Here is an 8,716-nt window from a genome sequence, read left to right on the forward strand (position 1 = left end):
GGGCCTCCTTCGTCGTGGTACGTCGTGACAACCCCAGGGAAACCCCTGACCAGGGTGACTGTCACGAGGAGCGGAGGCCCCGCTCCTTCATCGCATCAATTGCTCAGGCGAACTGGCTGGGGGACAAATCATCTGGCCGTGGTCGGGAGGCCGGTTCAACGGCGTAGCCGGCGGGAGCAGGGGCCGTCGTGGTCGGCGCGGAGGAGGCAGCGCCGGCCGCCGGGCATCAGCAGGTCGCAGAAGACCCGATGCCGTACGTTCTGGTCGTCCTCGGCGGAGACGGTGGTCTCCCCCGGGTCGGTCTGCGGCAGGACCAGCAGCCAGCGGCCGACCACCCGGGCCAGGCGCTGCGCGCCGGGCAGGTCGTTCGCGACGATCGGCAGGTGGATGACGTACCGCTGGGTCACCGCTCGTTTCCCCGGGCGTCACCGGCGCGGGCCTGGTCGGACTGCCAGCGGCGCAGCGCGTCCTTGATGGCGGCGGTCTCCCGGCGGCTGGCGGCCAGGGCCGCGTAGACGGCGGCCATGTCGCCGGCGACCCGGTCGAGGAAGGCGTAGACGTCGTCGGGCGCCAGGCCGCGGCGTCCGAGCCCGGCCGGCTTGAAGCGGCGCTCGCGCACCTGCCACGGCAGCAGACTGGTGTACGCGCCGGAGCGGTAGGTCGCTGCGCTCCCCCACGTCGGCCGCTGGTTGCGGACGCTCATTCGCTGCCTGCCTCTCTTGTCGTGATTGGAAGGGGTGGGCCACCCGCCCTCCCCGCACGGGCGGACCCACCCCGCCCTGCCACCGCAGCTTCGATCAGCGGTACGGCACCAGGGCTGCTCATGGACTGTGCTCGTCGGTCCTGGTAGCTACCGTCGGCGCCGCACCGAGCCGCGTCCTTGTAGTCAGCATGTGACAGTGCGAAGTGGAAGCGCAACGTTCCACGGAAGAATTCTTGCCAGAAGTGTTGACTTCTTTTACCGAAACCTGTACGAGTTGCAGTGCGGCGTCACGCAGTGTTGCAGGACGGAATCAGGGAGTGTTCGGATGGCAGAGGACATCGGATCGACCGTGCCGCGCCGGCAGCTCGGCCGGCTGCTGCGCCAGTTCCGCACCGAGGCCGGCGTGACGCTCGACACCGCCGCCGAGGCGCTCGAATACAGCCGGCAGAAGATCTGGCGCATCGAGTGCGGTCTGGGCGCGGTCCGGCTGCTCGACGTCAAGGCGATGTGCGAGCTGTACAACGTCTCGGCGGAGATGACCGAGGCGATGCGCGGGCTGGCCGCGGAGACGAAGTCGAAGGGCTGGTGGCATGCGTACGGGGACGCGGTGCCGAGCTGGTTCGAGCTGTACGTCGGCCTGGAATCCGCCGCCGCCTCCCTTCGCCAGTATCAGGAGACCGTCATCCCCGGGCTGCTGCAAACCCGGGAGTACATCCAGGCGCTGGCGCGCATCGACCAGCCGTCGGCGAACGATGAGGAGCGGGAGCACTCCGTGCAGGTGCGCCTGCAGCGACAGAACCTGCTGACCCGTCGGTTGCCGCAACCGCCCCGCTTGGACGCGGTCATCTCCGAGGCCGTGCTGCGACGGCGAGTCGGCGGACAGACCATCATGATCGGGCAGCTCAACGGGCTCCTCGAAGCGTCCGAGCGAGCCAACGTCTCAGTGCGGGTGGTACCGCTCGCCGCCGGGCCGCACATCGGGGCCGTCGCCGGCTCGTTCGTCATCCTGGGATTTCCCGCCACCAAGGGCGGCCGCGCCGCCCCTGAGCCTTCGGTCGTCTACAGCGAGTCGCTCACCGGTGCGCTCTACCTCGACAAGCCTGCCGAGCTGCGGGCCTACGAGGAGGCATTTGCGAGTGCGGCTCAACTGGCGCAAGGTGAGGCAGAATCGAGGGACACGATCAAGAAGATCATCGGGGAGATGCGGCATGACTGACCTCACCGGAGCTATCTGGCGCAAGAGCACCCGCAGCGGCGGCAACGGCGGCGAGTGCGTCGAGGTCGCCACCAACCTCCCCGGAATCGTCGCCGTCCGCGACTCCAAGGACACCACGGGACCGATGCTCACCTTCACCCCGCAGGCGTGGGCCGGCTTCATCACGGCCGCCAAGCGCGAGGGTCTCGTCAGTTGAAGTTCAGCTTCGACGTCGGTATCCAGGAGCGACACCAGGTGACGTTCTCCTTCGACCAGTTCTGGGGCGGATTGTCGATCACGGTCGACGGAAGGGCATGCTGCGCCAGCAGGAGGTGAGTCTGCCTGCCGCCGGCCGTGGTTACGCGGGACGTGTTCGCCGAGTCACACCACGATGCCGCCGCCGTCGATCGTCAATCGCGTCGGGTTGCTGCCCGGGCATCTCGCTGCGGTTCCGATGGACCGGCTGCTGAAGCAGGAGCGAGTGCACCCGCGCTCGCCGGGGTCCCGGACAGCGCTCCCCGTCGCCGTACCGGACACGCGCCGGCTCTCGCGGGCCGTCGTGGTCGGCGCGGAGCCGGCCGCTCGCCAGCAGCAGGTCGCAGAAGACCGGGCGTTGCCGGGTCTGGTGCCCCTTACCGGTACGCGCTATTTTGGACTGCCCGGGCGATCGATATCACGAAAGAGAGTTCTTCGTGGCACTCGATAGTAGACCTTTTCGCCCTTAGGAGTCATCACCAGTAGCTCCATCCATTCCTGATCCACTATGCGCGCCTCTTCGAACCAAGGTTCTTCCGCATGCTCCACCACATCGCTGCGCCCAACCATACTCATAACAGCACTCCTCGCTATCCTCGGACGTCTTCCAGTCCTTTTCGCTGCAGCGGCACGCTTCCATCTGCCGCCTGCCTTATCCGAAAGCGCTGGATCGCGAGATCCAACGCTTGCGCAAACGCGGCGCCGAGAGGAACGTCATAGGTTTCGTTGAAGACTCCCACTGCCAAAGTGTCGACACACAGAAATCCAACGATCTCCCGATGAGCGTTGCCATGGGAGTTCGCGCTTTTCGACCGGCCAATCGGCCAGACGATAGTCGCTACATAGTCGAACTTCCGCTCCTCAATGGTCCGTTCATCCCAATGCGAGTTCTGATAGCCCTTCGCCAACTGGGCCACCAGGTCGTTAGAGAAGAAGTAGGGAGCGTTCCCTGTGAAGATCTGACGGAAATCGGTGTTGTTTCCGATGCGGTCTCGATCCGCAGGCTTCGCATCCTCTAAGTCAACGCTCCGACCCACTGTTACAACTTGGATGTCATGACTGGCGATATCCGTCGATCCTGCTGTAATAATCTTGACCGAGGCCCGACACGGGGCGTCAGTAATGAGACTGAAGGTCTCGGCGATCAGCCTGAGCGACTCCCGAAGGTGAAGGAGAAAGGAACCTTCGGAGCCGTCGCCTTCAATCATGATCCAAGACGCGCCCGCCAAGCTGGCAAAGGCCTTCCGAGCCGGAATCATCGCTGGCGCATAACGCGCCTCCCGTCGATACCGACCTTCAACCCTCAACAGCAGGAGAAGCAACACCGTTACGAGCAAACACACGTATACAGCCAATATTGTCGCCGGAATGTCGGCATTTCCCGTCAGAATGATCGCCCCGATCGTTACGATCGGTGTCAAGATCGATACTAGAGTGCCGAGATGGCTCAACATCGACCACAGTTTTGAGCCACTGGAGGTTGTCCACGCCGATGTGAACTTCACGCCACGCCCCTTCGCCAGATCGATTCATTGACGCCGGGAAGGTTTCAGTATCGATCCACTTCCGACAGAAGTCAATCGACTCCGCTCAGTGAGCGAGGGGTGCGGGCGTTGGGAAGCGGGAGCTTCCACCCGATCGTTCGATCAAGGTCGTGCCCGTCTTGCCGCGGGAGCGGACGGGAAATAGCGGGTGACCGCGCTGCTGCCGACGCGGCTCCCGCTCTGGTCCGCGAGGGCGGGCTCGTGCGGCAGCCGGCACAGCAACTGCTCGCCGGTCGCGAGAGCCAGCCCGGACGAGCGCTCGTCCAGGCAGACGTGGCATCGGGTCCGCCAGGCCTTACGGCACACCCGGTGGTTGCCGCACTTCCGGCATTGGTGGACGTCCGCGCCGCTGCCTAACGGCAGAAGATTGAGGGGTTCCAGCTGGTCGGCGACCAGGGCCGCGCACGCGTGACAGTGGACGAACCACGCGATGTCCGGGCCGCGGTGGCGGGAGTTCGCCCCCCGAACGGCTTCGCCGCAGTTGACACAGGCACCTTCAGTAGGCTGAGTGCCGCTTTCCACTCGACTCGGTCATTCGCCCGAATCGACGCGGTCCAGGATGTCGACCGGGTCCACACCGGCTGCGATTGCCTGCGGGGTGCCGCGTCGACCCCCGTCCTCCCACGACACCTGGCTGTAGCCGTCCCATCGCTTGTCGAGCTGGACTGGCACAGCCTGCTCGTCCGGTGTGACGGTGAAGCCGCAGCCAATCGCATTCATCTGCATCCAGATCGCGTTCACGATGTCCGCGTACTGCTCGTCGCTGACGCCGCCGAGGCGAACCGTGATCTCCCGCATCTCATAGCTCCCCACTGTGATCGTCCGATGTCAGGTCAGCCGCAGGCCCGGGCACGCGCCACCACCGTGAGCGTCTCGGTGACGCATCCAGAACACAACGTCAAGGACCCGAAGTCGGCTGACCACCGCTGGCAAGTCAGCCTCCGCGTGCAAGGCTCGAAGGCGCTGCGCCAGGACGCCGCCCTCCTCGCGGAGCTTGCCGTGCAGCCACTCCCAGAATCCCGTCCCGGTGCCGAAGGCACAGGACACCACGTCGTCGTACACGGGCACGAGCTTCGGGCGTTTGCGGGCTAGCAGCTTGCCGGCGATGACCCAGCCGATGCCGTCTGCATTGCGCAGCATCCGCCATGCGTTGTCCGCGTGGCCACCCTCCACGATGAGCGGAAACGCCTCGTGAGCGCCCAACTCGACGTCGACCGGAATTTGCGCCAGTTCCGCCGCAAGCTCCCGGCCGAGCTGCCCCTGCAGCAGGTCGAGCGCCCGATGCGGACGCACCTGCACGCTGAGCAGTTGCACCGCGATCAAATCCTCGGCGGTGACGGTATTTGCAATCTCCGGACGGTCACCGCCGCCGCCGAGTCGCTCGAACTGCCCGCCGGCGAATGCCGCATCACCGACCGCCAGGAAGTAGCGCTGAAGGTCGGGGACTGACCGAGGATCATCCAGCACGGCCAAAATCTCGGCGAGTGTCACGGGCTGCGTCATGCTTCTCCTCGGGATCACCTGGGCTGGCTGTTAGCGACGAACGACAGGAACGGGCTAGGCGTCCCGCTCCACGACACGTGCAGGGCTTCCCGGGCGCGGGTGCTGGCGACGAAGAGCAGGCAGCGCTCTCTGAGCATGTCGCTGTCGTGCTGCAACTGATCGACCTCGCTCGGCGTGACCTCCTTGCTGAAGGGGACCGCCTTGGCCGTGGCCCCCAGCACCGCGACGCAGCGGAACTCCAGCCCCTTCATCGCGTGCATGGTGGCGAGCCGCACCCCGTCGACGTCCGCGCCGGGCTGGTCCCGTACCCGCACGGCAAGGATTCCTGCAGCGGTCAGCTCGTCGTACGCGCTGCTGAGGACTGTGTTGAACCGCGCGCAGACCGCGACCTCGCTCGGCTGGACGCCCTGTTCGAGCCACTCCCCCACCCGCTTGACGAGTGCCGTGACCTCGGCCTGGGACGTCGGATACCCCACCGCCTGCGGCCGCCTGCCGTGCAACAGCGACCGGTAGCCGGTGAGGCTGTCCTCGCCCTCACCGCCGAGGTCTTCGACCCGTGACCCGACGAGCACTCCGGTGGACCAGGACAGGATCTCCTCGGTGCTGCGGTAGTTGATGCGCAGCCGGCTGCTACGCCCGGCGACGGAGATACCGAGGGCGCCCAGCGACACCCGGGAGTCGTAGATCCGCTGGTGCGGGTCGCCGGTGATGAACAGGTCGTCGGGGCCGGGCGTCACCGCGGCGCGCAGCACCCGCCACTGCGCGGGGTGCAGGTCCTGCGCCTCGTCGACCACCACGTGGTCGAACCCGTGGACGGTCAGGTCGGCGTCGTCGAGCAGTTGCGCCGCCCTCGCGCACACCTGCAGGTGCGTCATGGTGCCGGCCGCCGACAGCTCGGCCGAGAACATCTCGACGGCGTCCCACACCTGATCGCGTTGCCGGGCGCCGAGGGCCGACCCTCTCCCCCGCCGGCTGGCCGCACGGTACTCCTCCCGGCTCCGCACGTCCTGCGCGAGGACGACGTGCCGGAACTCCTGGGCGAGGAACTGCTCGGTCCAAGGCAGGTTCAGCCGCCGGCACACCCGCCGCCAGACCTGCCGCTCGTCCGCATCCCCAATCGGGGACGGCGCTCGGCCGGCGAGGGTTCGCACAGTGCGGTTGGCGAAGGCGTTCACCGTGGTCACCTCCACCCGCGCCAACTGCTCCTCGTCGCCGAGGAGCAGCGCCAGGTTCTCGCGCAGCGTCGCCGCGAGGGCGTTGGTGTACGTGGTGAGCAGCACCCGACTGTCGGAGGACCGCGAGAGCAGGTGCTTGACCCGGTGCAGGGCAACCACCGTCTTGCCCGTGCCGGGTCCGCCGGTCACCTGCGCCGGCCCCTTGTACGACACCCGGTACGCGACCCGCCGCTGTGACGGGTGGAGGAACACCCGCCAGGCGGCGAACGGCTTGTCGAGGATCTCGGCCAGCTCGTCCGGCCGGGTCACCAGCGTGATGCGGTTCCTGGTGTTGGCGATCGCCGTCGCCAGGCTCTCGCTCGGCTCCGGGGTGGCGTCGGCTGGCCGGCGTTCGGCCACGAGGTCGCGGTACACCTCATCGGGCGAGAAGCCCTCGGCGAGGTACTGCAGCACCTCGAACTGGTCCTCGGGCAGCAACGTGCCGAACGCTTCGAGCTGCGGCTTGTTGATGATCGTGCGCACCGCTCGCAGCACCTGGTCGTCAATGCCGAGGTCCCGCAGCACCGTGTCCGAATGGCGGGCGAAGAGCAGCGTCGGCGCGTCCGCCGCCGCTTTCTCCAGCGCCGGCGTGAGCTGCTCGATGGCGACGACGTTGCGGACCTCCAGGGCCCGGGTCGCCGTGTTCACCGTGTAGAGACGCTTCGCCGCCCAGGTGTACGCGCCGTTGTGCGGCACGACGCTCAGCAGGAGGAAGGTGTCGCTGCCGTCGTCCGGGGCCAATACGACCCCGCGCCAGAAGTCGTTGATCCGGATGGTCCGCATCCGCGGATCCCGCGCATTGTTGACCGACTCCAGGTGCAGGCCCTTGTCGGCGTGCAGCTCGGCGATGGTGAGCTGCTGAAACTTGTCCATCGCCTTGCGTACGCCGGCCTTAACCGGCTTCTCCAGGACGTCGTAGCTCTCCCAGAAGCTGTTGGCGAAGGCGAGCTGAGGCACGGGTGGACCTCCGGGGTGGTGGCTCGGTACGGCGGACGTGACAGTACCGGCCGCGGCAGGGTGGGTGTCGTGCAGCGCCCGGCAGGAAGAGGCCGGACGCTGCACCACACAGGTGTCGGGAGCCTAGACCGTGACCGGATCGTCCGAGGTGGGCAGCTGCGCCTGGTCGTAGAACCAGCGGAGGTGGTCGAGCAGCGCCTCGCGGGCGTCGGCATCGGCGAGGACCGTCAGGGGAAAGCCGGGGCGGAGGGCGATCCTGGCGGCGGCGATGTCCACGCCTGGAAGCTGGTTCAACCGTTGGCGAAGCTCCTCCCGCAGCGTGACGTCGTCGAACGGCGTCCGGACGCTCAGGTGCTGGAACACGACCTCGAACTTCCCGCTCGGGTAGATCGCTGCCCAGGGTCATTGCGTTGTCGGATAGGTGCTGGTCACGGCGGTGATGAGGTCGTGTGGGCGGCGGTTGGCGCGTCGGGTGGCGCGGGCGATGTTGGCCTCGCCGTTGGTGCGGTGGTAGCCGATCGAGGTGTTGCGCAGGGTGGCCAGGACGGCGGGTCCGGTGCCGGTGCGAGCTTGGTGGAGGTCTTCACGGAACGTGACGTCCCGGACGTGGTGGACGCGGTTCTCGATGTGCCATTCGCGGCGGGCCCAGTCCTGCAGGTCGGCGGGTTGGGCCTGCTCGGCGGGTAGAGACACGGTGAAGTAGGTGGTCTCGCGGCTGGTCTTCCCGCCGGTGGTGCGGGTCCGGATGATCCGGATGGCCTGCTGCGCGTGGGGGAACCTGATTCCGCCGGGGTGTGCACGGTGATGGCTTTGACCGTGCGGGTCTCGCGGCGGCCGTGCCCGGTGTCGCGGCGGCGGTCGCCGAGTGGGACGTCGGGCCAGGGTAGGGCTTTGAGCTGGGCGAACAGGGTGGGCTGGTTGCCTTTCGTGGGGATCATCAGGTGGGCGCCGCGGGCGGCGATCTCGTCGGCGTGGGCGGTCTGGGTGTGCAGCGCGTCGGCGATGAACAGCAGGCCGGTCAGGGTGCCCAACACGGTCTCGACCGCGTCGAGTAGCGGCGCGAACGCGGGGATCTCATTGCTCTTCGCGCTCACGGTGACCTGGGCCAGGACGATGCCGGTGCTGGTGTCCAGCGCGGAGAGCAGGTGGACCTGGCCGCCGTCGCTGCGGCGGGCGCCTCGAAGGGTTTTCCCGTCCACGGCGATCACCGTCCGATACCGGCGTGGCTGGGGCGTGGTCACCGGCTGGGCGCGGGCGGTCAGCCAACCGGCCAGGACGGTGGACAGCAGCCCGTCGTCCAGGCGAGTCAGCAGCCGCCACACCGTCGTGCCCACCGGCACCCCAT

The 8,716-nt window shown here is 67.4% G+C and carries 11 protein-coding genes; 3 read left to right on the plus strand and 8 right to left on the minus strand.

Translation table 11 applies throughout. The features are described from left to right. Positions 1–155: 155 nt before the first annotated feature. Positions 156–407: a hypothetical protein gene (locus tag JNW87_RS30375; protein WP_238454847.1), complete on the minus strand. Its 252-nt coding sequence runs from the start codon at positions 405–407 to the stop codon at positions 156–158. Further along, complete coding sequence (locus JNW87_RS30380) at positions 404–703, minus strand: DivIVA domain-containing protein (protein ID WP_109799573.1); 300 nt, start codon at positions 701–703, stop codon at positions 404–406. Before JNW87_RS30380 ends, JNW87_RS30375 begins: the two co-directional genes overlap by 4 nt. Before the next feature lie 325 nt (positions 704–1,028). Here JNW87_RS30380 and JNW87_RS30385 point away from each other — a divergent pair, with 325 nt between their 5' ends. The 3 genes from JNW87_RS30385 to JNW87_RS39925 are packed head-to-tail and all read left to right on the plus strand — an operon-like array spanning position 1,029 to position 2,234. After that, the gene (locus JNW87_RS30385; RefSeq protein WP_109804338.1) at positions 1,029–1,919 is read left to right on the plus strand and encodes a helix-turn-helix transcriptional regulator; all 891 of its coding nucleotides are present in this window, start codon (positions 1,029–1,031) and stop codon (positions 1,917–1,919) included. Continuing rightward, positions 1,912–2,115, plus strand: coding sequence for a DUF397 domain-containing protein (locus JNW87_RS30390; RefSeq protein WP_109804339.1), 204 nt, complete (start codon positions 1,912–1,914; stop codon positions 2,113–2,115). Before JNW87_RS30385 ends, JNW87_RS30390 begins: the two co-directional genes overlap by 8 nt. Beyond that, the gene (locus tag JNW87_RS39925) at positions 2,112–2,234 is read left to right on the plus strand and encodes a hypothetical protein (RefSeq protein WP_255544533.1); all 123 of its coding nucleotides are present in this window, start codon (positions 2,112–2,114) and stop codon (positions 2,232–2,234) included. The genes JNW87_RS30390 and JNW87_RS39925 overlap by 4 nt, the downstream gene beginning before the upstream one ends. A gap of 509 nt (positions 2,235–2,743) precedes the next feature. Here JNW87_RS39925 and JNW87_RS30395 read toward each other — a convergent pair. The 6 genes from JNW87_RS30395 to JNW87_RS30420 form a co-directional block, all read right to left on the minus strand. Continuing rightward, positions 2,744–3,658 carry a hypothetical protein gene (locus JNW87_RS30395; protein WP_146231221.1) on the minus strand — a complete coding sequence of 305 codons (915 nt, stop codon included), beginning with the start codon at positions 3,656–3,658 and terminating at the stop codon, positions 2,744–2,746. 570 nt (positions 3,659–4,228) lie between these two features. After that, entirely contained in the window at positions 4,229–4,495 is a 267-nt protein-coding gene (locus tag JNW87_RS30400) for a hypothetical protein (protein ID WP_146231222.1), read from the minus strand. A gap of 30 nt (positions 4,496–4,525) precedes the next feature. After that, complete coding sequence (locus tag JNW87_RS30405) at positions 4,526–5,200, minus strand: DUF6308 family protein (RefSeq protein WP_109804341.1); 675 nt, start codon at positions 5,198–5,200, stop codon at positions 4,526–4,528. A gap of 14 nt (positions 5,201–5,214) precedes the next feature. After that, complete coding sequence (locus JNW87_RS30410; protein ID WP_109804342.1) at positions 5,215–7,371, minus strand: UvrD-helicase domain-containing protein; 2,157 nt, start codon at positions 7,369–7,371, stop codon at positions 5,215–5,217. Between the two features lie 123 nt (positions 7,372–7,494). Next, entirely contained in the window at positions 7,495–7,734 is a 240-nt protein-coding gene (locus JNW87_RS30415; protein WP_236648375.1) for a hypothetical protein, read from the minus strand. A 65-nt stretch (positions 7,735–7,799) separates the two neighbouring features. Further along, on the minus strand, positions 7,800–8,716 hold a 917-nt coding region (locus JNW87_RS30420), incomplete at its 5' end, for an ISAs1 family transposase (RefSeq protein ID WP_375373567.1).

Source organism: Micromonospora sp. ATA51, assembly GCF_016802855.1.
In the GTDB taxonomy this organism is placed as follows: domain Bacteria; phylum Actinomycetota; class Actinomycetes; order Mycobacteriales; family Micromonosporaceae; genus Micromonospora; species Micromonospora sicca.

Coding starts and splice junctions, on each gene's coding strand:
- JNW87_RS30405 (WP_109804341.1), bottom strand. CDS start 5,200: ATGACGCAGCCCGTGACACTCGCCGAGATTTTGGCCGTGCTGGATGAT.
- JNW87_RS30385 (WP_109804338.1), top strand. CDS start 1,029: ATGGCAGAGGACATCGGATCGACCGTGCCGCGCCGGCAGCTCGGCCGG.
- JNW87_RS30390 (WP_109804339.1), top strand. CDS start 1,912: ATGACTGACCTCACCGGAGCTATCTGGCGCAAGAGCACCCGCAGCGGC.
- JNW87_RS30400 (WP_146231222.1), bottom strand. CDS start 4,495: ATGCGGGAGATCACGGTTCGCCTCGGCGGCGTCAGCGACGAGCAGTAC.
- JNW87_RS30380 (WP_109799573.1), bottom strand. CDS start 703: ATGAGCGTCCGCAACCAGCGGCCGACGTGGGGGAGCGCAGCGACCTAC.